General features: G+C 73.6%; 20 protein-coding genes and 1 tRNA gene. 8 read left to right on the plus strand and 13 right to left on the minus strand.

All coding sequences use genetic code 11. The features are described 5' to 3' along the window. Nucleotides 1-10: 10 nt before the first annotated feature. Together ACFY4B_RS35370 and ACFY4B_RS35375 are read right to left on the minus strand one after the other, a co-directional pair. Nucleotides 11-1462: a cellulase family glycosylhydrolase gene (locus tag ACFY4B_RS35370; RefSeq protein ID WP_387974783.1), complete on the minus strand. Its 1452-nt coding sequence runs from the start codon at nt 1460-1462 to the stop codon at nt 11-13. An 88-nt stretch (nt 1463-1550) separates the two neighbouring features. Next, nucleotides 1551-2174: a TetR family transcriptional regulator gene (locus ACFY4B_RS35375; protein WP_387974786.1), complete on the minus strand. Its 624-nt coding sequence runs from the start codon at nt 2172-2174 to the stop codon at nt 1551-1553. Nucleotides 2175-2299: 125 nt separating this feature from the next. On the opposite strand from ACFY4B_RS35375, the gene ACFY4B_RS35380 reads away from it, so the two are divergent. Further along, nucleotides 2300-3526: an acyl-CoA dehydrogenase family protein gene (locus ACFY4B_RS35380; RefSeq protein ID WP_049655719.1), complete on the plus strand. Its 1227-nt coding sequence runs from the start codon at nt 2300-2302 to the stop codon at nt 3524-3526. 52 nt (nt 3527-3578) lie between these two features. Here ACFY4B_RS35380 and ACFY4B_RS35385 read toward each other — a convergent pair whose 3' ends face one another. From ACFY4B_RS35385 to ACFY4B_RS35395, 3 genes are all read right to left on the minus strand, one after another. Continuing rightward, nucleotides 3579-4196 (minus strand): hypothetical protein, encoded by a 618-nt coding sequence (locus tag ACFY4B_RS35385; protein WP_387974788.1) that lies wholly within the window; start codon nt 4194-4196, stop codon nt 3579-3581. A 150-nt stretch (nt 4197-4346) separates the two neighbouring features. Further along, nucleotides 4347-5156 carry an enoyl-CoA hydratase/isomerase family protein gene (locus ACFY4B_RS35390; RefSeq protein ID WP_079272763.1) on the minus strand — a complete coding sequence of 270 codons (810 nt, stop codon included), beginning with the start codon at nt 5154-5156 and terminating at the stop codon, nt 4347-4349. A 35-nt stretch (nt 5157-5191) separates the two neighbouring features. Then, entirely contained in the window at nt 5192-5881 is a 690-nt protein-coding gene (locus ACFY4B_RS35395) for a TetR family transcriptional regulator (RefSeq protein ID WP_241853153.1), read from the minus strand. 221 nt (nt 5882-6102) lie between these two features. On the opposite strand from ACFY4B_RS35395, the gene ACFY4B_RS35400 reads away from it, so the two are divergent. Next, nucleotides 6103-7581 (plus strand): MFS transporter, encoded by a 1479-nt coding sequence (locus ACFY4B_RS35400; RefSeq protein ID WP_387974942.1) that lies wholly within the window; start codon nt 6103-6105, stop codon nt 7579-7581. 115 nt (nt 7582-7696) lie between these two features. On the opposite strand, the gene ACFY4B_RS35405 is transcribed toward ACFY4B_RS35400, so the two are convergent. Beyond that, nucleotides 7697-8245 (minus strand): GNAT family N-acetyltransferase, encoded by a 549-nt coding sequence (locus ACFY4B_RS35405; RefSeq protein WP_387974791.1) that lies wholly within the window; start codon nt 8243-8245, stop codon nt 7697-7699. Nucleotides 8246-8320: 75 nt separating this feature from the next. Between ACFY4B_RS35405 and ACFY4B_RS35410 the strand changes: the two genes are divergently transcribed. Next, entirely contained in the window at nt 8321-8938 is a 618-nt protein-coding gene (locus tag ACFY4B_RS35410) for a TetR/AcrR family transcriptional regulator (RefSeq protein WP_380739237.1), read from the plus strand. A 251-nt stretch (nt 8939-9189) separates the two neighbouring features. Here the strand turns inward: ACFY4B_RS35410 and ACFY4B_RS35415 are convergent. Further along, nucleotides 9190-9265 (minus strand) — tRNA-Arg (locus ACFY4B_RS35415). A 654-nt stretch (nt 9266-9919) separates the two neighbouring features. Here ACFY4B_RS35415 and ACFY4B_RS35420 point away from each other — a divergent pair. From ACFY4B_RS35420 to ACFY4B_RS35440, 5 genes are all read left to right on the plus strand, one after another. Continuing rightward, nucleotides 9920-10528 (plus strand): single-stranded DNA-binding protein, encoded by a 609-nt coding sequence (locus tag ACFY4B_RS35420; RefSeq protein WP_387974795.1) that lies wholly within the window; start codon nt 9920-9922, stop codon nt 10526-10528. Nucleotides 10529-10882: 354 nt separating this feature from the next. Then, entirely contained in the window at nt 10883-12319 is a 1437-nt protein-coding gene (locus ACFY4B_RS35425) for a Cys-Gln thioester bond-forming surface protein (protein ID WP_181970694.1), read from the plus strand. Nucleotides 12320-12643: 324 nt separating this feature from the next. After that, nucleotides 12644-14308, plus strand: a complete 1665-nt coding sequence (gene ettA, locus ACFY4B_RS35430; protein ID WP_049657863.1) for an energy-dependent translational throttle protein EttA — start codon at nt 12644-12646, stop codon at nt 14306-14308. 128 nt (nt 14309-14436) lie between these two features. Continuing rightward, on the plus strand, nt 14437-14880 hold the full coding sequence (locus ACFY4B_RS35435) for an acyl-CoA thioesterase (RefSeq protein ID WP_387974798.1): 444 nt from the start codon (nt 14437-14439) through the stop codon (nt 14878-14880). 29 nt (nt 14881-14909) lie between these two features. Then, nucleotides 14910-15602: a hypothetical protein gene (locus ACFY4B_RS35440; RefSeq protein WP_049657869.1), complete on the plus strand. Its 693-nt coding sequence runs from the start codon at nt 14910-14912 to the stop codon at nt 15600-15602. Nucleotides 15603-15678: 76 nt separating this feature from the next. On the opposite strand, the gene ACFY4B_RS35445 is transcribed toward ACFY4B_RS35440, so the two are convergent. From ACFY4B_RS35445 to ACFY4B_RS35470, 6 genes are all read right to left on the minus strand, one after another. Beyond that, nucleotides 15679-16083 (minus strand): globin, encoded by a 405-nt coding sequence (locus ACFY4B_RS35445; RefSeq protein WP_049657871.1) that lies wholly within the window; start codon nt 16081-16083, stop codon nt 15679-15681. Nucleotides 16084-16203: 120 nt separating this feature from the next. Beyond that, complete coding sequence (locus ACFY4B_RS35450) at nt 16204-17340, minus strand: ABC transporter permease (protein WP_079272765.1); 1137 nt, start codon at nt 17338-17340, stop codon at nt 16204-16206. After that, a complete protein-coding gene (locus tag ACFY4B_RS35455; protein ID WP_049657872.1) occupies nt 17337-18254 on the minus strand; it encodes an ABC transporter ATP-binding protein in 918 nt (305 codons plus the stop codon). The genes ACFY4B_RS35450 and ACFY4B_RS35455 overlap by 4 nt, the downstream gene beginning before the upstream one ends. 201 nt (nt 18255-18455) lie before the next feature. Continuing rightward, a complete protein-coding gene (locus ACFY4B_RS35460; RefSeq protein ID WP_387974801.1) occupies nt 18456-19784 on the minus strand; it encodes an FHA domain-containing protein in 1329 nt (442 codons plus the stop codon). 73 nt (nt 19785-19857) lie between these two features. After that, nucleotides 19858-21231 carry a VWA domain-containing protein gene (locus tag ACFY4B_RS35465; RefSeq protein WP_387974804.1) on the minus strand — a complete coding sequence of 458 codons (1374 nt, stop codon included), beginning with the start codon at nt 21229-21231 and terminating at the stop codon, nt 19858-19860. A gap of 110 nt (nt 21232-21341) precedes the next feature. Then, nucleotides 21342-22652: a protein phosphatase 2C domain-containing protein gene (locus ACFY4B_RS35470; RefSeq protein WP_375873171.1), complete on the minus strand. Its 1311-nt coding sequence runs from the start codon at nt 22650-22652 to the stop codon at nt 21342-21344. Nucleotide 22653 lies beyond the last annotated feature (1 nt).

The raw sequence follows: 22653 nt of genomic DNA on the forward strand, positions 1-22653 counted from the left end.
ACTGTCACGGTCAGGCCGCGGTGAGCGTGACCGTCACGGTTGTGCCCCGGCGGGTGTGCGGGAGCCGGACGCGGACGGTTCCCGCGCGCCCGCCGGTCGGCTGGTCGACCTCGACCCGGGCGCCGGCGGGGGAGACGGCGACCCGGGCCCCGTGCGGGAACGCGGCCGGGGGGAGCAGGAGTTCGCCGCCGCGCCCGGTGCCGTCGGCGCGCCAGCGGACGGTGGCGCCGTCGGCGCGGGCGTCGGTGCGGACGTCCGTGCCCGCGACGGCCACCGGGTACGGGCCGAAGGCGGGTTCGTCGCCGGGGGCGGGGCGCCCGGCCGGGTCGAGCGCGCAGTAGCCGCCGTTGCCCCGGCACCAGTACCACATCGTCCAGCCCTCGGCGAAGCCGTCCATCGCGGCGGTCTGACGGCGGACCAGCTCGGTGTTGCCCGGGGTGCGGGAGTCCGGCGGGCCCCACTCGCCGACCAGGACGGGCAGGCGGTGGGCGGCCGGGTAGCCGGTGATCGCGGCGGTGTACCGCTCCACGAAGCCGTCGGCGGGGTTCCAGTCGGCGCCGCCCTCGACCGCGGTGTCGTAGAAGTGCGGCGCGTAGCCGAGCCGGGCCGCGCCGGGGCGGGGGTCGGCGAAGCCGGGCAGGCTGGTGGGCACGCCCTGGCCGACCAGCACGGTCGGCTCGACGAACAGCCAGGCGCGGGAGTCGGCCCGGCGCACGGCGGCGATCAGGCGGCGGTACATGTCGGCGAGCCGGCCCTGCTCCAGGGCGGAGGCGGCGGCGGCCAGCACGGCCGGGTCGCTCGGATCGCCGTCCACCGGGCCGAACGGCTCGTTGAACAGGTCGTAGCCCAGCAGCGAGCGGTGGCCGCGCAGTTCGCGGGCGAGCCGGGTGTAGAAGTCGGCCTGCCAGGCGCGCAGGTCGGGGTCGTCGTAGAGGTGGCGGAAGGCGGCCTGGACGGCGGGCTGGAAGTAGCCGGCGAACCAGTCGTCCGGGTCCGGGGTGAACGGCAGGCCGTCGTCCCGGGTGGCCCAGACGGGGACGCCGTTGGTGCCGCCGCCGAACGCGGGCCCGTAGACGTCCTGGTGGAGGTCGACCAGGACCAGCAGGCCCAGCCGGTCGGCCCGGTCGAGGAGCCGCTGGACGCGGTGCAGCTCGGTGGGGTCGAGGCGGCCGCGCCGGGGTTCCAGCCTGGTCCAGGAGACCGGCAGCCGGACCAGGGTGAAGCCCTGGGCGGCGACGGAGTCGAGGTCGGCCGGGGTGGCCTCGGCGTACTTGTCGAGGTTGAAGCCGCGCAGGAGGAGCCGGCGGCCCTGGGCGTCGGTGAGGGCGGTGCGGCCGTCGGCGGCGGTGGCCGTTCCGGTGGGGAAGCGGTCCGGGGGGCCGTCGTGGGCCGAGGCCGGGACGGCGGTGAGGACGGCGGTGGCGGCGAGCAGCAGGGCGACGGCGGTGCGGCGCAGGCGCATCGGGGACCTCGCACGGCGGGGGGTGGGGGTGGGGCCCGATGATGCCCGGACTTCCGTGCGCCGCACAAGAGTTCGGTCTACGGAGGACTCAGTCCGCGGCCGGTTCGGGCGCGGTCGGCAGGACGGCGGTCGGCCGGTCCGCGGCGGCGGCCAGCCGGCCCCAGAGCAGGTCGGCCAGCGCCTGCACCATCCGGGCGCGCGAGCAGGGTCTGGTCTCCAGCCACCAGTCCCCGGCGGCCAGCACCATCCCGGTGATGCCCCGGCCCCAGGCCTCGGCGAGCAGGTCGCGGTCGGCGCCGAGGTCGACCTGGCTCTGCACGGCCCGGGTGATCTCCTCGGCGATCTGCCGGAGCGCGGGGGCGAGGGCGTTGCCGGCGCCGCTCGGGTCGCCGGGCTCGGGGTGGGTGAGCAGCCGGTAGACCTGGGGGCGGGCCTCGATGCCGGCGAGGTAGGTGTCCAGGACGTGCTCGACCCGGTCGCGGCGCTCCAGCGGCTCGGCGAGGGCGGCCCGGACGGCGGTCAGCAGTCCGCCGGTGTGGCGCTCGGTCAGGGCTCTGATCAGGCCGTTCCGGTCGCCGAAGTGGCGGTAGAGGATCGGCTTGGTGATGCCGGCCTCGGCGGCGATGGCGTTCATGCTGGCGCCCGGCCCCTCGCGCTGGACGACCCGGTCGGCGGCGTTGAGCAGCTGCTCGCGGCGGGGCTCTCGGGACATGCGCTGCTCCTCGGAGTTGGGGTCCGTCTGGGCGTTGACACCGGTTACCAATCAGTAGCAGACTCCGACGATGTTACCCGAGGTAACACCCCGGTCGGCCGCACACGTCTTCGGAGGCACGCACCATGAGCAGCACGTTCTCGCTGGACCCGGGCGCGGACCAGCTCGCCGTACGCGACTGGCTGCACGGCTTCGCCGCCGACGTGATGCGCCCCGCCGCGGCCGAGTGGGACGAGCGCGAGGAGACCCCCTGGCCGGTCATCCAGGAGGCCGCCAAACTCGGCATCTACTCGCTGGACTTCTACGCCCAGCAGTACTTCGACCCCTCCGGCGTCGGCATCCCGATCGCCATGGAGGAGCTGTTCTGGGGCGACGCGGGCATCGGGCTGTCCATCGTCGGCACCACCCTGGCCGCCGTCGCGGTGCTGGCCAACGGCACCGACGAGCAGATCGGCACCTGGACCCCGCAGATGTTCGGCACCCCGGAGGACGTCAAGGTGGCCGCCTTCTGCTCCTCCGAGCCGGACGCCGGCTCCGACGTCTCGGCGCTGCGCACCCGGGCGGTGTACGACGAGGCCAAGGACGAGTGGGTGCTCACCGGCACCAAGACCTGGGCCACCAACGGCGGGATCGCCGCCGTCCACGTGGTGGTCGCCACCGTCGACCCGGAGCTCGGCGCCAAGGGCCAGGCCTCCTTCGTCGTCCCGCCGGGCACCCCGGGGCTGAGCCAGGGCCAGAAGTTCAAGAAGCACGGCATCCGCGCCTCGCACACCGCCGAGGTGGTGCTGGACGGCGTCCGGGTGCCCGGCAGCTGCCTGCTCGGCGGCAAGGAGAAGCTGGACGAGCGCCTCGCCCGGGCCCGCGAGGGCGTCAAGCGCCCCGGCGGCAGGGGCAACGCGGCGATGGCCACCTTCGAGGCCTCCCGGCCGGCCGTCGGCGCGCAGGCGATCGGCATCGCCCGGGCCGCGTACGAGGTGGCGCTGGACTACGCGAGGACCCGGGAGCAGTTCGGCCGGCCGATCATCGACAACCAGGGCGTGGCCTTCCAGCTCGCCGACATGAGGACCCGGATCGACGCGGCCCGGCTGCTGGTGTGGCGGGCCTCCTGGATGGCGGTCAACAACCAGCCGTTCACGGCGGCCGAGGGCTCGATGTCCAAGCTGTACGCGGGCGAGACCGCCAAGTACGTGACCGCGCAGGCGATGCAGATCCTCGGCGGCAACGGCTTCACCCGGGAGTACCCGGTGGAGCGGATGCACCGGGACAGCGCGATCTACTCGATCTTCGAGGGGACCAGCGAGATCCAGCGGCTGGTGATCGCCCGGGCGATCTCGGGGGTGCCGATCCGCTGACCGGTCGCCGTGGTCGCCCTGGCCGGTGGGCGGCCCGAGAGCGGGTGGCCCGTCAGCGGGCGGCCCAGAAGGTGAGGCCGGCGGCGAGCGCGCCCACCACCGCGCCGACGGCCGTCTGCGCGGCGGTGTGGTCCCGCAGCACCACCCGGGACCACCCGATCAGCGGGACCAGCGCGCCGAGCAGCAGCCAGAGCGGGCCGAGCGCGATGGCGAGGCAGACCACCGCGCCGGTGGCCACGGCGGTGTGCACGGAGACCTTCCACCAGACGGTGATCACCAGGATCGGGACCAGCGAGGCGAACATCGCCAGCACCAGCGCGGTCAGGTCGGCCGGGGCGTCCAGTCCGATCATCACCGCGAAGCTGAGCAGCACCGAGCCCATGATGAGCGGGAAGAGGGTCAGCCGGCGCTGCCGTCGGCCGACGTGACGGTCCGCCACGGTGCCCTTGCGCATGCCGTGGCCGATGATCAGGGTCGGGACGACGGCGGCGAACAGGGCGGCGAACAGCGCCCAGCCGATGCCCAGCCAGCCGTAGCGGAGGCCGCCCAGCAGCGGGAGCAGCACGAGGATCACGTTCTTCGGCTCCAGGCCGTCGGTGATCCGGCGGGCCAGGGCCGTCCGGCGGGTGGGGGCGGGCGGGACGGGCACGGCCTGGGCCTCGGTCGTCATCGGGGTGGGTGCTCCGGGGGCGGGAAGGGGTGGACGGGTTCCGGTCGGATGATCGTACGGGTGCTGGTGAGACCCCTTCTGCCGGGCCCGCACCGTTCCCGCGCGGGAGCGTTCCCGCTCGGACCCGTTCCCGCTCGGACCCGTTCCCGTTCAGAACCGGGCGGGCCGGCCCTCCAGGAAGGCGGCCAGGCCCTCGCGGACGTCCGAGCCCTCCCGGGCGCGGAGCAGCCAGGGGGCCAGGACCTCGTCGGCCCGCTCGGGCGGGGCGTCCAGGACGGCCTTGGCCGCGCCGACGGTCTGGGCGGAGCGACGGGTCAGCAGCCGGGCGAAGTCCAGGGCGGCGGCGTCCAGTTCGGCGTCCGGCAGGACGCGTTCGGCCAGGCCGAGCGGCAGCGCGTCCCGGCCGGCCACCAACTCGCCGGAGAACAGCAGGTACTTGGCCCGGGCCGGGCCGATCAGCCGGGCCAGCCGTACGGTCGGCACCGCCGGGTAGACCACGCCGAGCTTGGCCGGGGTGATCCCGAGCCGGGCGTCCTCGGCGACGAACCGCAGGTCGCAGGCGACGGCCAGCTGGCAGCCGCCGCCGACGCAGGCGCCGTGCACCACGGCGAGGGTCGGGTGCGGGAAGGCCGCCAGCGCCTCCTCGGCGGCGACGTTGGTCGCGTGGTAGGCCTCCGCGCGGTCCGGATCGCCGTACACCTCGGAGAGTTCGGCGATGTCCGCGCCCGCGCTGAAGGTGTTGCCGGCGCCGGTGAGCAGCAGGACGCGCACGCCCGGGTGGCCGGCCAGCTGCTCCAGCACCTTGGGCAGCGCCTGCCAGACCGCCAGGGTCACCGCGTTGCGGCGGTGCGGGCGGGCGAACTCCAGGACGGCGACGCCGTCCTCGCCGACGTACGCGTTGAGGCCGTCGGCCTGCGCGGGCAGGGCGGAGCGGTCCCGCGTGAGCAGCGGCTGGTCCATGCGCACCTCCGGTCGGTCGTGGTGCGCCAACTCTCTCAGGCGGCGCGGGTGCAGTAGTCGCCGAGGCCGTGCTCGAGCAGGGCGAAGGCGCGGCGGGCCTCCTCCAGGACGGCGGGCAGGGCGTCGGCGGCGCGCTCGCCGGCCAGCATCCGCCGGTGGTTGGCGGCGATCAGCGCGACCCGGACGGCGAGCAGCTGGGCGGTGGCGACCCGGGCGGTCAGTTCGTCGTGGGCCGGGTCCTGGGCGAGCAGTTCGGCGGCGAGCGCGGCGTGCGCCAGCCGGTCGAAGCCGTGGGTGGCGCGGGCGGTCAGCGCGGGGGTGCGGTGGATCAGCCGGACCACGTCGAGCACGATCCGGTCGTCGTTCAGCCCGGCGGCCGGGTCGAAGCGCTCCAGTGCGGCGAGGAACTGCTCGCGCAGCGCCGTCACCGCCGAGGTGCCCGGGGCGCGGTCGCGCACCGCCTGGGCCGGCTCGTCGAGGTGCTGCTCCATCGGGCCCATGACCAGGTCTTCCTTGGTGGGGAAGTAGTTGAAGACGGTCATCTTGGACACCTCGGCGGCGGCGGCGATCTCCGCGACCGAGACCTGGTCGAAGCCGCGCTCGGTGAACAGCGCGACGGCCGTGCGGAAGATCCGCATGCCGGTCTGGAACTTCTTGCGCTCGCGCAGCGGGAGGGCGTCGAGGTCGACGTCGGGGCCGAAGTCCTGTGCGGGTCGCATCGCCATGGGGGGACTGTACCAGGATCAAATGTTGACCAGGCAGAAAGATTGGTCGGGATGAAGAATTGACCGAGTCCAAAAACGCTGCGATGGTGAGGGCGTGCCGCCGGCCGCCCCGGCCCCGGCGCGAATCCGACGGACCCTGGGGGGACCCGACCATGGCCACCACCGCCGCCGTACCCGCCGCCGTACCCGCTGCCGCACCCGCGCCGCCGGACACCGCGCTGATGACCCCGGCCCGGCGCAAGCTGGGCATGCTGCTCTGCCTGGTCACGATCGTGCTGGCGGTGCTCGACATGAACATCGTGTCGGCCGCCACCGTGCCGATCGTCCGCGACCTCGACCCCGTCCACGGCGTGGACCGGCTGCCCTGGCTGGTCAGCGCGTTCGCCCTGGCCGCCACCGCGCTGCTGCCGCTGTACGGCAGACTCTGCGACGTGTACGGCGCCAAGCGCGTGCTGCTCGGGGCCGTCGGCACCTTCCTGCTCGGCTCGGCGCTCTGCGGGGCGGCGCGGTCGATGGACCAGCTGATCGCCTTCCGGGCGGTGCAGGGCGTCGGCGGCGGCGGGCTGATGAGCGTCACCATGGTGGTCATCGCCCAGTTCAAGGACCCGGAGGAGCGCGACGGGGCCAAGGGCGGCGCGGTGGGCGGGATCGTCGCCGGCCTCGGCATGGCGGTCGGCCCGCTGGTCGGCGCGCTGCTCACCGACCACCTCGGCTGGCGCTGGGTCTTCTACGTCAACCTGCCGCTCGGCCTGCTGGTGCTGGTCGGCGTCGCCCTGGTGGTCAGGCTGCCCCGGGCGACCGGCCGCCGGAGCCTGGACTTCGTCGGCGCGGCCCTCGCGGCGGCCTTCGCGACCGGGCTGCTGCTCGTCACCGAGTGGGGCGGCAAGGACCACGCCTGGACCTCCCCGGTGATCCTCGGGCTCGCCGCCGCCACCCTGGCCGTGCTCGGCCTCTTCCTGTGGCGTCAGGCCACCGCCGCCGAGCCGGTGCTGCCGCTGTCGCTGTTCCGGATCCGCGCGGTGCGGCTGGGCTTCGCGATCCAGGGGCTGGTCGGGATGGGCATGGTCGGCTCGATCATGTACGTGATGCTCTACCTGCAGATCGCCCGGGGCGTCGCCCCGACCTCGGCCAGCCTCTACCTGGTCCCGATGGCGGCCGGGATGACGGCGGCCGGCCTGCTGGTCGGGCGGCTGACCGGGCGCGGCCACCCGCCCCGGACCTTCCTGGCGGCCGGCGCGGCCTGCGCCACGCTCGCCCTCGCCCTGCTCGGCCTCAGCGGGCCGGACACCGGGTTGTGGGCGGTGCTGGCCGAACTCGCCCTGCTGGGCTGCGGGCTGGGGCAGCTGATCGGCCAGCTGGTCACGGTGGTGCAGGAGACCGCGCCCCGGCACCAGCTGGGGGTGGCGACCACCGGGATCCGGTTCTTCCAGAGCCTCGGCAGCGCGCTCGGCGCGGCGCTCTTCGGCACCGTGCTGACCCGGGTCTTCGAGGCGGGCGAGCCGGGGCGGCCGCTCGGCGCGGTCCGGGCGCTGACCGGGGCGGCGCGCGAGCACGCGGTGCGCAGCTTCACGGACGCGGTGGACGTGGTCTTCCTGTCGGCGGGCGGGGTGCTGGCGCTGGCGCTGGTGTGCGTGCTGCGGCTGCGGCCGGCCGAGCCGGCGGGCCCCGCCGGGGCGGCGGGGGTGGCGCCGGCCGCCTGACGGGTGGGCGGTCGGCGGGCTGGTGGGCCGCCGGGACGGTGCGGTGCGGTGCGGTGCGGTTCGGTGCGGGGCCCGGTGGGCGGGGGAGTCCACCGGGCCCGGCGCCGTTGCCGGTTCAGGCCCGGCCGGCCCACTCGTCGGCCAGCACGGCCCAGATCTCCTTGTCGTAGCGGACCCCGTTGTACGGGTACCACTCGCGCAGCACGCCGTCGCGGGTCATGCCGACCCGCTCGGCGACCGCCCGGCTGCGGGCGTTGACGGAGGAGCACCACCACTCGGCGCGGTGCATGCCGCGGGTGGTGAAGGCGTAGTCGAGCAGCTGCTTGACGGCGGCGGTGATCAGCCCGTGGCCCTCGCCGGCCGGCTCCGTCCAGGCGCCGATCTCGCAGACGCCGGACCGGGCGTCGAAGCTCACGAACATCACGCCGCCGACCAGGGTGCCGTCCAGCCAGATCCCGTAGATCCGCTTCTGGTCGGCGGCCAGGCCGTCGGCGTAGCGCTGGAGGGTGGCGCGGGCGGAGTCCAGGTCGACGGAGAAGGTGGCCCAGGGGATCCACGGGTCGGTGTGGGCACGGGCGCGGTCGAGGTGGGTCAGGAACTCGGGCGCCTGCCAGGGCTCCAGCGGGCGCAGTTCGGCGTTCTCGGTGAGCGGTACGGCAAACACGGGCGGCCTTTCACGGGTGGTGCTGAGGTTGGCTGGACTATTCATAACAAACGTTTGGTACGTAAGATAGCCCCCATGACACCGGCCCGTGGAGACCATGACGCCCGACGCTCGGAAGTCTCCGAGGGGGTGTGGCGGGTGCTCTCCACCCGGGGCTTCGAGGGGCTGACCCTGCGCGCGGTGGCCGCCGAACTGGGTGCCTCCACCGGGCTGTTGACGCACTACTTCCCGAACAAGCGGGCGCTGCTGAGCCACGCGCTGGAGGAGCTGGACCGGCGCTCGCTGGCCCGGCCCCGGCGCACCGCCCCCGCCGACGGCAGCGCGCCGCCGGCCGGCCTGGCCCGGGTGCGGGCGTCGCTGCTGGACGTGCTGCCGCTGGACGGTGAGGCCGCCGCCGACAACCGGATCTGGGTCGGCTCCTGGGACCACGCCCTGGCCGACCCGGAGCTGGCGGCCGCCCACGCGGGCCGCTACGCGCGCTCGCGCACCGCGCTCACGGCGCACGTCGCGGACGCCCAGCGGCTGGGGGAGCTCCCGGCGCGGGCCGACCCGGCCGCGCTCGCGGCGGGGGCGCAGGCCTTTGTGCTGGGCCTGGTGGTCCAGGCGCTGTTCGCCCCGGAGGAGTTCCCGGCGGAGCGGCAGACGGAGCTGCTGGACGCCTACCTGGCCGGGCTGGCCGGGCTGGCGGGGTAGGCCGGGGCGCTTCCGGGAGCGCCGGCCCGGCCCGGGGCGGGCTCCGGCGTGTTCGGGGTGGGGGATTCACCGGGAATTCCGGTTGTTCCGGTTGGCCCCGTTTTTCGCCCCGTTTTCGCGGCGGCCCCGACACGCATGGTCACGAGTTCTGTGCGATGAGTGCGCGGAACGGTTGGTGTACGGGATTACCGACTGGTCCGGAGCGGACACGGAAAGTGTCCGCCGGAGTGGTGGCCTGCGGAATTGCGGGGTGGTGCCCCCAGCAGGATTCGAACCTGCGACCTACCGCTTAGAAGGCGGGTGCTCTATCCGCTGAGCTATGGGGGCGGGACGGGCGGTGCCCTGGCGGGCGCGACCGTGGCCGGGATCGGGCTGGCGAGCGCCGGGGCGCGCGCTGTCCGGCCCCGTACCTGAGGGTGGGGGTGGGGGTGGTGGGCCCTCGCCCTGTCGGGGACAGGATAAGGGTGACCGGTTCCCAGGCCGGGTGTGACGACACCGCCGTTGGTGTGTCGGTTCGGTGGAGCGGTCCGATAATCGCAGGTGAAGGCCGTGAGTGCAGCGGTCTGGGAGTGTTCCGCGCCGGACGTTGTGCAGTCGTTACGGGGCTGCCTCCTCACCCGTTATGGATTCGGCACGGAGAATGCGGCGCCGACGGTGCGGGTGGGGGCCTTAATCGCGGTTGCGCCGGTCGTATGACGTGCGCGGACGGCCGTCGGGGCGCCTTCCGGGGCGCGTTCCCGGGCGGGTTCCGGGGTGCGCCGGCCGGGCGGCGAGCAGCGAGTTTGTTGTCATGGCCGCGAAGAAGCGGGGTCGAAGCGGCGACGGAAGGCTGAAATTCACCCCTGCGGGTGACAACAGTTCCACAGGCCCGAGTTATCCACAGGATTTCGGAAGTCGGTGGCCCGGATTTCCCCCGAAGTGCACGCTCAAGGCGCACCGGTCGATTCCGTACGGTGCATCGGCGAGAACGGAGGGTGTGCCGTGAGCGAGACGCATGTGACGGTGATCGGCAATGTGGCGACGGAGGTGAGCTACGGCGAAACCAGCGGCGGGGTGCCGATGGCGAACTTCCGGCTCGGCTGCACCGAGCGGCGGTACGACCGGCAGCGCGAGTGCTGGGTGGACGGCGAGACGCAGTGGGTGGCGGTGACGGCCTGGCGGGCGCTGGCGGTCAATCTGATCGGCTCGCTGTCCAAGGGCGATCCGGTGCTGGTGAGCGGCCGGCTGCGGGTGCGCGAGTGGACGGAGGGGGAGGTGAAGCGGAGCCGGGCCGAGATCGACGCCCGATCGGTCGGACACGACCTCACCCGTGGTACCACGGCGTTCCGGTGGGCGGCGGGGGTGCGCGGGCAGCCGCCGGGCGGCGCCGGTCCGGCCGGGGTGGAGGGCGGGGGCGAGGCCGTGCCGGGGTGGATCGTCAGCGCGGTGGAGGCGCGCAGGGGCTCTGGGGCGCCTCCGGCGCCGGCCCCGGCGGCGGTCGCGGCGCCCGTCGTCCGGGCGCTGCCGCCGGGCGGGCGGCCGGCCGCGGGGGAGTCGGGCGAGGTGTCCGGGGCGGAGCGGGGAGGTGGCGCCGAGGATGCCCTGACCTGATCGGTCGGTGACCTTCCCTGTCGACAAATATGTTGATCGAGAACGTCGTTGCGCCCGCACGCGCAATCCGACCGGATAACAGAAAGCGGCCCGGGACTTTCTGGCCGACCGTCAGCTTGTGTGGGACCTGAGGGGATTGATAACGATCCAGATACGGAATCGTCCTGATTTCGCATGGGGGTTTCCGGGCCTCTGGGGCTCAATAGGATTCGTCTGGTTCATACCCGTAGCAGTGCCACAGGGGGCACGCGCGGAACGGCAAGTCGGCGGGCCGCCCACTCGGTGCGGCCCGGCCCGGAGGGATCCCAGATGTTCCAGAGGCAGGGGCGGAGTCTGTCCCGGATAACCACTGTCATGCTCACGACCAGCTTGGCGCTTGGCGGAGGCCTGTTCGCGGCCGGTGCGGCGGTCGCGGCCGGCGCCCCGACCTCGGGCGTGACGGCGGAAGTCCAGAACGAGATGCTCGGCGAGAAGATCGACGTCGAGGGCAAGGGCACCGTCGACGGCGGTCTGTTCACCCTCAAGACGGCTGCCGGGGAGAAGCTCCGGACGTACTGCATCGACTTCGACAACCCGGTCTACCTGGACAGCGGCGCCAAGTACCACGAGGCGGACTGGGCGTCGAGCTCGCTCAACAGCAACGCGAACGCCCCCAAGATCCGCTGGATCCTGGACAACTCGTACCCGCAGGCCAGCCTGACGTCCCTCGCGACGGCCGCCGGCGTCGACAGCCTGACCGACGCGGACGCCGCCGCCGGCACCCAGGCCGCGATCTGGAAGTTCTCGGACAACAAGAACGCCGTCCCGCGCAACGACAAGGCCAAGAAGCTGCGCGACTACCTCGTCGGCGACGCCAACAAGGGCGTCGCGGCCGAGCCGAAGCCCTCGCTGACCCTCTCCCCGGACTCGGTCTCCGGGAAGTCGGGCGGCAAGCTCGGCCCGTTCCTGCTGAACTCCAGCGCGAACGAGGTCAAGCTGACCGTCACCGGCGACGCCGCGGACAAGATCAAGCTGCTGGACAAGGACAGCAAGCCGGTCAACGGCAGCCTGGCCGGTCCGATCGGCAAGGACACCCCGCTGTTCCTGGACGTGCCGGCCGGCACCCCGGACGGCAAGGCCGCCATCAACGCCACCGCCGAGGCCACCGTGCTCAGCGGCCGGGTCTTCATGAGCGGCGTGGACTCCCGCGGCCGCCACAGCCAGACCATGATCCTGGCCGGCTCCACCAAGGTGAACGTCGCCGGCGGCGCCAAGGCCACCTGGAAGCAGGGCAAGGGCGCGCTGATCGACAGCACCGCCAAGGAGGAGTGCGCCACCGGCGGCGTGCGGGTGTCCGTCACCAACAGCGGTGACGAGGCCGCCACCGTCACGGTCGGCAAGCAGCAGGTCGCCGTCCAGCCGGGCAAGACCGAGAGCGTGCTCGTCAAGGTCGAGGAGAAGGCGCACTACGACTTCACCGTGACCGGCCCGAACGGCTACACCAAGCAGTTCACCGGCGTCCTGGACTGCAAGGTCGGCGTGACGCCGACCCCGGCCCCGACCACCCCCGCCGCGACCGGCACGCCGTCCGGCACCCCGAGCGCGGCCCCGTCGGGCACCCCGAGCACCGGCGCCGGCCAGCCGACCCCGGCGACCACCAGCGCCGCCCCGGGCACCGGTGGCCTGGCCCAGACCGGTGCCAATGACTCCACCCCGATCCTCGCCGCCGTCGCCGGTGGCCTGGTCGTGGCCGGTGGCGCCGCCGTCTTCGTCCTGCGCCGCCGCGGCCGCCACGGTCGCACCACCGCCTGAACCGTCCGAACCGCCTGAGGCGCCCGAAGCGCCCGAAGCGACGGAACCGCCCGAGCGGGCCGGGGGTCACCGACCTCCCGAGGCCCTGAGAGCGGCAACCGGCCCGGCTCCCCGCACCCGCTGCGGGGAGCCGGGCCGTCGCGTTTCCCGGACGGGGCCCCGGGGGCGCCGGGCGGTCGCGGTCCGGGCGGCGGGGCCGGGGCGGGCGGGAGCGCTTCCGGATACCCCGGTGGGGTCATCCAGGCGATTCGGGCCTCAGGGCCGGGTGCGGCACAATGGAAGGCTGCAAGCCGAATACTCCCGACGACGCCGGAGCGATCTCACGTGGCGGAATACATCTACACGATGCGCAAGGTGCGCAAGGCTCACGGAGACAAGGTCATCCTTGACGACGTGACGCTCAGCTTCCTCCCCGGAGCGAAGATCGGCGTCGTGGGCCCCAACGGCGCCGGTAAGTCCACCGTGCTGAAGATGATGGCCGGCCTGGAGCACCCCTCCAACGGCGACGCCTTCCTCTCGCCCGGTTTCACCGTCGGCATGCTGCTCCAGGAGCCGCCGCTGGACGAGACCAAGACCGTCCTGGAGAACGTCGAGGACGGCGTCAAGGAGATCAAGGGGAAGCTCGACCGCTTCAACGAGATCGCCGAGCTGATGGCGACCGACTACTCGGACGCCCTGCTGGACGAGATGGGCAAGCTCCAGGAGGAGCTGGACCACGCCAACGCGTGGGACCTGGAGGCCCAGCTGGAGCAGGCCATGGACGCCCTGGGCTGCCCGCCCGGCGACTGGCCGGTCACCAAGCTCTCCGGTGGCGAGAAGCGCCGCGTGGCGCTCTGCAAGCTGCTGCTGGAGTCCCCCGACCTGCTGCTGCTCGACGAGCCCACCAACCACCTGGACGCCGAGTCGGTGAACTGGCTGGAGCAGCACCTGGCCAAGTACCCGGGCACCGTCGTCGCCGTCACCCACGACCGGTACTTCCTGGACAACGTGGCCGGCTGGATCCTGGAGCTCGACCGCGGCCGCGCGATCGGCTACGAGGGCAACTACTCCACCTACCTGGAGTCCAAGCAGTCCCGCCTGAAGGTCGAGGGGCAGAAGGACGCCAAGCGCGCCAAGCGCCTCAAGGAGGAGCTGGAGTGGGTCCGCTCCAACGCCAAGGGCCGCCAGGCGAAGTCCAAGGCACGTCTGGCCCGCTACGAGGAGATGGCGGCCGAGGCGGACAAGATGCGGAAGCTGGACTTCGAGGAGATCCAGATCCCGCCGGGCCCGCGCCTGGGCAGCATCGTCATCGAGGTCGAGAACCTCAACAAGGCCTTCGGTGAGAAGGTCCTGATCGACGACCTGAGCTTCACCCTGCCGCGCAACGGCATCGTCGGCATCATCGGCCCGAACGGCGCCGGCAAGACCACCCTGTTCAAGATGCTCCAGGACCTGGAGACCCCGGACAGCGGCACGGTCAAGGTCGGCGAGACGGTCAAGATCAGCTACGTCGACCAGACCCGCGCCAACATCGACCCGAAGAAGACCCTCTGGGAGGTCGTCTCCGACGGTCTGGACTGGATCAACGTCGGCCAGGTCGAGATGCCGTCCCGCGCCTACGTGTCGGCCTTCGGCTTCAAGGGCCCGGACCAGCAGAAGCCGGCCGGCGTGCTCTCCGGTGGTGAGCGCAACCGCCTGAACCTGGCGCTGACCCTCAAGCAGGGCGGCAACCTGCTGCTCCTCGACGAGCCCACCAACGACCTCGACGTCGAGACGCTCTCCTCGCTGGAGAACGCCCTGCTGGAGTTCCCCGGCTGCGCCGTGGTCATCTCCCACGACCGCTGGTTCCTGGACCGGGTGGCCACCCACATCCTCGCCTACGAGGGCGAGAGCAAGTGGTTCTGGTTCGAGGGCAACTTCGAGTCGTACGAGAAGAACAAGATCGAGCGGCTCGGCGCCGACGCCGCCCGTCCGCACCGGGCCACGTACAAGAAGCTGACCCGAGGCTGACACCCAGCCGTCACGACGGCCCGGCAGACTGCCCTCCGGGGCGGCCTGCCGGGCCGCGGCCCGTCGCCGACCGCCCGCCGCCCCGGCGGTGGACGGCGGCGGGCGACCGGACACCGAGGAGAACTCCCGTGGCTCGCCACATCTACGCCTGCCCGCTGCGCTGGTCCGACATGGACGCCTTCGGGCACGTCAACAACGTGGTCTTCCTGCGCTACCTGGAGGAGGCCCGGATCGACTTCATGTTCACCCAGGCCGCCGCGGCCGGTGCCGGGGAGTTCGCGGGCGGCTCGGTGGTGGCCCGCCACGAGATCGACTACAAGCGTCCGCTGGTGCACCGGCCCGAGCCGGTCACCATCGAGACCTGGGTGACGAAGATCGGCGGCGCCTCGCTGACCGTCTCGTACGAGATCAAGGACGTCGCCGAGGACGGCAGTGACATCGTGTACGTCCGGGCGTCCACCGTGGTCGTCCCCTACGACCTGGCCGAGGGCCGGCCGCGCCGGATCTCGCCGGTGGAGCGGGAGTTCCTCGGCCGCTTCATGGACGAAGAGCCGGTAGTCGCCGCCGTCTGACCGCACCCGACGATTCGAGCTGAACCACTGTGACCATCACCGCCCGTCTCGCCCTGACCGACACCGGGGAGGCCGCCGACCTCTCCGCCTTCCTGCTGCGCCTGCTGCGCTTCGACCGGGCGGCGGCCGTCCGGATCCAGGCGGTGGGTCCGGGCGAGGGGGACGGCGTGCTGGCGGTCTTCGGACGGCTGCCGCTGGGCGACTCGGGCGTGCTGGCGATCCGCACGGCCCGGCTGGACGGTCTGGACGAGCCGGTGGACCTGACCGTCTCCGCGGGCCAGCTGCTGGACGGCGTGGACGCAGCTTCGGGCGCCGTCGCGCTGCCCGCGCCGGTGACCGGTCCGGCCTGGGCCGGGCTGCTGCCGCCGCGCACCGGCTGGCGGCCGGTCGGCACCCCGCCGGCGGCCGAGGTGTGCCGCGAACTGATGGCGGCGGTCGGGGAGTTCCGCGAGCGCAGCGAGGCCGTCCCGGAGCACCACCGCACCCGCGCGGTGCTGGACCGGCTGGCGGACGAGGTGTGGTCCCGCCCGGTCTCGGTGCTGCCGGAGCTGCCGCTGCGCGCCGTGCACGCCTCGTACCGGATCGGCTTCCTGAGCCCCGAGGCGCCGCTCTCGGTGCACCGGGCGGGCGGCTGGCTGCGGTTGAGCTCCCCGGTGGGCTCGGTGGTGGTGCGGACCGCGGCCGCGCCGGGCGCGGGGCTGGGCCTCAGCCCGCTCCGGTAACGGCGGTCCAGGGCCAGGCCCGCTCCGGTAACAGCGGTCCGGGGCCCGGCCCGCTCCGCCGAGGAGCGCTCCGGGCTCAGCCCGGGGTGTTGATCATCGAGGCGGCGGCGTAGACCAGGTACTCGAGCAGCTGCTGCTCGTGCTCGGCCGGCAGCTCCAGGTCCGCGACGGCCGCCCGCATGTGGGTGAGCCAGGCGTCGTGCGCGGCCTTGTCGACCTTGAACGGCGCGTGCCGCATCCGCAGCCGCGGGTGGCCGCGCCGCTCGCTGTAGGTGCGCGGGCCGCCCCAGTACTGCATCAGGAAGAGGGCCATCCGCTCCTCGGCGGGCCCGAGGTCCTCCTCGGGGTACATCGGCCGCAGCAACTCGTCCTCGGCGATGCCTTCGTAGAACCGGTGGGCCAGCCGCCGGAAGGTCGGCTCACCGCCGACCTGGTCGTAGAAGGTCTCCTCGCTCAACGTGCCTCGCCGGATCTCTCTCACCCGACCATGGTCGCAGACGCCGACGGGGTCGTACACCGGGACCAAAGGCGTACGACCCCGTCGGGAGGGGACCGGCGGACGTCGGCACGGACGTCGGCGTAGCAGATCAGCGCCGGACGGTCAGTCCTCCCAGCGGAACAGCTTCCAGGAGATGCCGGTCAGCACGGCCGCGAAGAGCAGCAGGCCGCCCATGGTCGGCACGGCGTCCATGACGCCGCCGCCGCGGGTGAGCACCGACTGGGCGGATTCGACCAGGTAGTGCAGCGGCATGACCTTGGAGACGGCCTTCAGCCACTCCGGGGCGCCGTCCAGCGGGAAGAACGAGCCGGACAGGAAGGACATCGGCAGCACGATGATCTGCGAGATGCCGTTGGCCGCCTCCTCGGTCTTGGCGACCGAGCCGGCCAGCAGGCCGATCGACATGAAGGCGAGCGTCGCGCAGGCCACCAGCGGGATGACCAGCCACCAGTTGCCGGTGAGTTTCAGCCCGAAGAAGCCGGTCGCGACCACCAGGAAGACGGCGGTCTGCAGGAACGCGGTCAGCAGCGAGACCAGGATCCGGGAGCTGATCACGGTTCCGGCGCTGAGCGGGGCCAGCCGCAGCCGGCGCAGCACCTTGGTCTTGCGCCAGTTGACCAGGGTCAGCGCGGCACCGAACACCGCGCCGGTGGCGACGGCCCAGCCGAGCAGGCCGGGGGTGAGGAACTGGATCGGCTTGAGTGACTTGTCCTCGACCTGCTGGGAGTCCAGCACGAAGGCCGGCTTCTGCCCGGTGGCGGCCTGGTTGGCGCTCTGGACCACCGAGTTGAGGATGCCCTGGAGCGCGCCGGCCCGGACCTGGTCGGCGGCGGTGTAGCGCAGCTCGACCGTGCCGTTCGGGCCCTGCTTGATCAGCGCGTCGTAGTCGCCCTTGCGGACCTTCTCCAGCGTGCCGGCCTCGTCGTCGGTCTTCGTGATGGTGAGGACCTTGTCCAGCCCGGCCCGGTCCTCGCCCTGGATCGAGTCGAACAGCTTCACCGCGCCGACCTGCGCCACCTTGGCGTGCGGGCTGCCGGAGCCCTTGGTCACGGAGCCGAAGAAGACCAGGAACACCAGCGGGAACAGCAGGATGAAGAAGGCCGCGGTGCGGTCGCGCTTCATCCCGAGCAGCATGGCGCGGGACAGGCTCCAGAACGCGCTGACCCGCTCCCGCTCGCCGGCGGCTGGGCCGCCGCGCCGGGCGGGGGCCTGCGGCTCGGTGGGGGTGGTGGCGGTCATGCGCGGAACTCCCGTCCGGTCAGCTGGAGGAAGACGTCCTCCAGGGTGGCGCCGCGCACTTCCAGGCCGCGCAGCGCGTTCTGCTCGGCGAGGACGCTGAGCACCGGAGCCGGGAGGCGGGTGGAGACGGAGAGCGAGACGCTGTCGTCCTCCAGGGTGGCGATCTCCGCGCCGGCCGCGGTCAGCAGCTCCCGGGCGCGCTCGAGCGGGAGCTGGCCGGAGGCCACGCTGATCCGGACGGTGTCGTCGATCTCGCGGATCAGCGCCGCCGGGGCGCCGGTGTGCAGGATCTTGCCGTGGTCCATGATCGAGACCCGGTCGCAGAGCACCTCGGCCTCGTCGAGGTAGTGCGTGGTCAGCACGACCGTGCGGCCCTCGGCGTTGATGTCCCGCAGGAGGTCCCAGAGGTTGCGCCGGGCCTGCGGGTCCAGCCCGGTGGTGGGCTCGTCCAGGAAGACGAGCTCCGGGTCGTGGGCCAGCGCGCAGGCGATCGACAGGCGCTGGGCCTGGCCGCCGGACATCTGGTCGGTCAGGGTCTCGGCCTTGTCCGAGAGGCCGACCCGCTCCAGCATCGCGTCGGCCCGCTTGGGGCCGACCCCGTAGAACGACGCGAAGGTGCGGATGGTCTCCCGGGCCGTCAGTTTCCGGAAGAAAGCGGAGGCCTGGAACTGCACGCCGATTCGCGGCAGCAGTTTCGGATTTCGCGGCCAGGGCGCCATGCCCAGCAGCTCGACCCGGCCCTCGTCCGGTTTCCGGACGCCCTCCAGGATCTCCATCGTGGTGGTCTTCCCGGCGCCGTTCGGGCCCAGGATCCCGTAGAACTCGCCGGCCTCGACGGTGAACGACACCCCGTCGACGGCCTGCACATCCCCGTACCGCTGGCGGATGCCGTCAGCGGATATAGCAGCAGTCATGTGGCCTGAGCCTAGGGGCAGGGAAGGCTCCGGCGCACGCCCGCGGCGGCGAATTTGCGGATATTTTGAGGATGGTCCAAACAAATCCGGGCCGGGCGGATGTCGAATTCCGCCCGGCCCGGCCGGAGTTGTCACCGACGTGTGGTCAGGTAACGATTTGACGGGTTTTCAGTCGGAGAATCCCCTCCGACCGGCGGCCGGTCAGCCGCGGTGCACGGTGATGGTGGTCCAGGCGCCGATGTGGATCCGGTCGCCGTCGTTCAGCGGTACCGCGGTGTGCGGCGGGACGGGCTCCGCGCCGCCGTTCATGGTGGTGCCGTTGGTCGAGTCCTGGTCCACCAGGACCCAGCTGCCGTCCGCCTGTTCGGCGAGCAGCGCGTGCTGGTGCGAGGCGCCCGGGTCCTCCGGCGGGACGGACAGGTCGATCTCCGGCACCGTGCCGCGGTGCTGGCTGCGCCGCCCGATCCGCAGCTGGCCGCGGCCGGTCAGCGGGATCCGGCGCTCGGGGCAGTACGGCGGGAAGAACAGGCCGGCCGCCTCGGGGCCGCTGCGGGCCATCATGTCGGTGAAGTAGTCCCGGTCGGCCGAGACCACGGCGATCCAGTTGGTCCGCACCGGCTCGGCCGGGGCGGTCTCCTGGGGCTGCTGGGGGACGGGCGGGGCCAGGTTGAACGAGGTGCCGAAGTCGCCGCCGCGGTTGTTCGGGCCGGGGCCGGTCGGCTGGGCGTACACCGGGCCGGAGTCCTCGCGCACCGAGGTGTCGGGGAACGCGCCCTCCGGCGGCGGGTAGCCGTAGGTGTGCTGGTGCGCCGGGGCCTGGGGCTGCTGGGGGACGGGCGGGGCGACGGCCTGCTGGGCCGCCGGCGGCTGGCCGAGCGGGGACTGCCCGAGCGGCTGCTGGCCGAACGGCGGCTGGCCGAGCGGCGGCTGGCCGTGCGGCGGTTGTCCCGCCGGGGCGTGGCCGTGCGGCGGCTGACCGGCCGGGGCGTGGCCGTGCTGGGCCTGCTGCGGCGGGGGGCCGCCGTAGGAGGCCGGGATGTTCAGCGGCGGCTGCTGCTGCGGCTGTTGCTGCTGTTGCTGTGCCGCGCCGGGCACCTGGCGGCGCGAGGGCGTGGAGAGCTCGTAGTCGTAGCCGCACTCCTCGCAGAACCGTCCGGTCTGCGGGCTGCGGCAGATCGGGCAGACGGCCAGGCCCGCGGTGAGGCCCTGCGGTCCGGCCTGCGGCGGGACGGCCCCGTGCGGGGGTACGGCCCCGTGCCGGCCCGGGGGCACCAGGCCGGGCGGCGGCAGGGGTGCCCCGTGCGGCGGGACGGCCCCCGGCGGCATCGGCGGCGGAGGCGGCGGCGCGCCGAAGGAGGCGCCGCCGTACCCCGGGTGTCCGGAGTGCGCGCCGGGCGCGGAGTCGCCCCCGTGCGCCCCCGGATAGCCTCCGTGCGCCCCCGGCGCAGGGGCCGGCGGAGTCATCGGGAAGCCGCAGAAGTCGCACCAGTCCTCGGCCTGCGACTCGTGGCCCCTCGGGCAGATCGGCATCAGGTCCCCCTCGTTTCGGGCCGGCTCCGTGCGGCGTCGCGCCGGGGTGCCGGCCCGGTCACGTCTTCAGCGGTCACTTCTTCACACGTACCGTCTTGGTCGACCGGGTCTCAAGGGTCATCGAGTCGGCCTCGCTCACGTTCTTACGGAACCGAACCGTACCCTCCTTCGGGTCCACCACGTCCACCACCTTCTGGAGCAGCTTGTAGGTGCCCTCGTTCCCGGTCGCGTGGGCGATCCGGACGGCGGCGCCCAGCTTGGCGGTCGCCCGGTCGACGTCCCCGGCCCGGTGGGCCTCCAGGCCCTCCTGGATGGAGGAGGCGAGCTCGGCCTGCCCGGTGTAGTGGGCGACCTGCGGGCTGATCCGGGTGGAGGAGGCCAGGTCGTCGGTCCAGACCGCCTTGACCAGGCCCTGGGTGAGCACCTCGGGGGTGCCGCCGGCGACCTGCTCGGGCAGCACCAGGCTGATCCGGGCGGCCAGCATCTCGTTGCCGACCGAGGCGGCCGGCACCTCGACGCAGACGTGGTAGTCGCGGCTCTCGTCGCCCCAGGAGCCGGTGGGGTAGTCGCCGGCCCGGGGGCCGGCCTCGGTGCGGCGGGAGCTCAGGTCCTCGACCGCGGGGGCGACCTGCTTGACGAACCGGACCCTGGCGTTGGCCGGGGTCCAGATCCGCAGCGCGACGTCGGCGACCTGCTTGCCCATCGCGCCGGCCATCATCGAGCGGAAGTCCTCGGCCAGGCCGGAGGGCTCGGCGACGATGTCGGTGGTGCCGAGCAGCGCCGAGGAGATGCGGCGCAGCTCGTCGATCCGCCAGTCGGTGCCCACGCCGCGGCAGTCGGCGGTGAAGTGGCCGGTCACCCGTTCGACGGTGCGGGCCAGGTCCTCGGCCGACTCGTGCTCGTTGTTGCCGTCGGTGAGCAGGACGGCGTGCCGGATGGCGATGTCGCGGCGGGTGAGGAAGAGCTGGTCGGCCTTGGCCAGCCAGGTGCCCATCGCGGTGCCGCCGGCCGCGGTGAGCCTGCGCAGCGACTCCTTGGCCTGCGCGCGGGTGGTGGCGGAGGCGGTGGCGAGGGTGCCGTCGCCGGGGTAGATGTCGCGGGCCTCGTGGGTGCCGGCGACGACGGCGAAGGCGGTGCCGTCGCGCAGCGCGTCGATGGCGGCGGCGGTGGCCTCGCGGGCGCCGTTGATCTTGGTCTTGGGGTAGTCCATCGAGCCCGAGCAGTCCACCAGGACGACCACGGCCGCCGCGGTGCCGGCGCCCGCCGCGGTGCCGGCGCCCGCCGCGGTGGCGTCGACGAAGCCGAGGGGCCGGCCGCCCGAGGTGCCGCCGCCGGTCGCCGTGACGGTGACGATGGCGTTGACCTCGCGGGCGCCGTCGGCCAGGTACTCGTTCTGGAAGATCTCCACGTTGAACCTGGGCAGGTTCGGCTTCGCCAGTGTTGCCATGGGGCGGTCGGCTCCCGTCGGGTGAGGGGTGGACGTGCTCAGGACGGTGGGGCGGCCCGCCGGGCGGGGCCGGCGGGCCGTGCCGCCGGAGCGTCCGGCGGGTGGTCGGGTCAGGCCGTCGGCGGGTGCGGCGGCTGCGGCGGGACGGGCGGAACGGCGGGCGCGGTCGGCGGGACGGACGGCGCCGGGGGGACCGGGGGTACGGGCGGGGCCGGGGGCAGCGGGGCGGCGGCGGAGCCGATCACCGGGAGGTCCGGCAGGGTCGGCTCGTAGTCCTCGTCCTCCTCCGGGGCCGGCCGGACGGCCGCGCGCGGAGCGATCACCGGCAGGTCGAACGCGGTGGGGGTCTCCTCGGCCGCCTCGAGGGCGGCGGCCGGCGGGTCGATCGGCAGCACGGCGACGGTGATGTTGTCGTGGCCGCCGGCCGCGACCGCGAACTTCACCAGGGTCTGCGCCGTGGCGAGCGGTTCGGTGCGGGCGTCCGGGCGCACGTAGTACGCCAGGTCGGTGGCCGCCTCGGCGTAGTTCCACAGCCCGTCGGTGCAGATCAGCACCACCCCGGGGACGTGCGGGGTGAAGTCGAGGGTGTGCGGCACGACCTCCTCGGCGTCGGCGCCGAGCCAGCCGGTGATCGCGTGCGCGCGGGGGTCGGCGTAGGCCTCGGCCTCGCTCATCAGCCCGGCCTCGACCATCCGGGCCGCCCAGGAGTCGTCCTGGGTGAGCCGGAACGGCTCGGCGGCGGCGCGGTCGTCCGGGATCCAGTACGCCCGGGTGTCGCCGACCCACCCGATGGTGACCCGGCCGCCCGCGGCTATCGCGCTGACGAAGGTGCAGGCGGGCGCGTTGAGGTCGGGCCGGGTGGGGCCGGCGCCGTCGGTGGCGAGGCCGGCGACCGCGTCGGCGGCGTCGGCGACGGCCTGGCGCATCGCCGAGTTCGGGTCCCGGCCGGCCTCCAGGGCGGTCAGCAGCGACTCGGAGGCGGCGTCCACGGCGGTCTCCGAGGCCTCGTCCGGGCGGTCGGAGGAGGAGACGCCGTCGCACACCACGGCGACCACGACCGGCTCGCCGCCGGGCAGCGAGGTCGCGGCGACGGTGAAGGAGTCCTCGTTGCGGTGGTGGCGCACGCCGCGGTCGCTGACCCCGGCGACGCCCCCGAGCGCCTTCTCCATGTGGTCGCGCGGGCGCGGCTGGGCGCTGCCGCAGCCCTCGCAGTAGCCGTCCGGGGCGACCTGCGGCTGCCCGCAGTGCACGCAGACCTGCCCGCGCGGCGACGGTACGGCCTCGCCGCGGGCGGCGGCCCAGCTCGTGGGCATCGAGCCGGGGGCCGCCCGGCCGTCCCGGCCGGTCCCGCAGGAGCCGCAGTAGGCGTCCTCCTGGTCCATCGGCTCCGAACAGCTCGGGCACTCGGTCTGCTGCGGCATC

Source organism: Kitasatospora sp. NPDC001261 (assembly GCF_042896795.1).
Taxonomy (GTDB): Bacteria; Actinomycetota; Actinomycetes; order Streptomycetales; family Streptomycetaceae; genus Kitasatospora.

Coding starts and splice junctions, on each gene's coding strand:
- ACFY4B_RS35400 (WP_387974942.1), top strand. CDS start 6,103: ATGACCCCGGCCCGGCGCAAGCTGGGCATGCTGCTCTGCCTGGTCACG.
- ACFY4B_RS35370 (WP_387974783.1), bottom strand. CDS start 1,462: ATGCGCCTGCGCCGCACCGCCGTCGCCCTGCTGCTCGCCGCCACCGCC.
- ACFY4B_RS35410 (WP_380739237.1), top strand. CDS start 8,321: ATGACACCGGCCCGTGGAGACCATGACGCCCGACGCTCGGAAGTCTCC.
- ACFY4B_RS35375 (WP_387974786.1), bottom strand. CDS start 2,174: ATGTCCCGAGAGCCCCGCCGCGAGCAGCTGCTCAACGCCGCCGACCGG.
- ACFY4B_RS35460 (WP_387974801.1), bottom strand. CDS start 19,784: ATGCCGATCTGCCCGAGGGGCCACGAGTCGCAGGCCGAGGACTGGTGC.
- ACFY4B_RS35425 (WP_181970694.1), top strand. CDS start 10,883: ATGCTCACGACCAGCTTGGCGCTTGGCGGAGGCCTGTTCGCGGCCGGT.
- ACFY4B_RS35380 (WP_049655719.1), top strand. CDS start 2,300: ATGAGCAGCACGTTCTCGCTGGACCCGGGCGCGGACCAGCTCGCCGTA.
- ACFY4B_RS35450 (WP_079272765.1), bottom strand. CDS start 17,340: ATGACCGCCACCACCCCCACCGAGCCGCAGGCCCCCGCCCGGCGCGGC.
- ACFY4B_RS35390 (WP_079272763.1), bottom strand. CDS start 5,156: ATGGACCAGCCGCTGCTCACGCGGGACCGCTCCGCCCTGCCCGCGCAG.
- ACFY4B_RS35470 (WP_375873171.1), bottom strand. CDS start 22,652: ATGCCGCAGCAGACCGAGTGCCCGAGCTGTTCGGAGCCGATGGACCAG.
- ACFY4B_RS35395 (WP_241853153.1), bottom strand. CDS start 5,881: ATGGCGATGCGACCCGCACAGGACTTCGGCCCCGACGTCGACCTCGAC.
- ACFY4B_RS35455 (WP_049657872.1), bottom strand. CDS start 18,254: ATGACTGCTGCTATATCCGCTGACGGCATCCGCCAGCGGTACGGGGAT.
- ACFY4B_RS35465 (WP_387974804.1), bottom strand. CDS start 21,231: ATGGCAACACTGGCGAAGCCGAACCTGCCCAGGTTCAACGTGGAGATC.
- ACFY4B_RS35385 (WP_387974788.1), bottom strand. CDS start 4,196: ATGACGACCGAGGCCCAGGCCGTGCCCGTCCCGCCCGCCCCCACCCGC.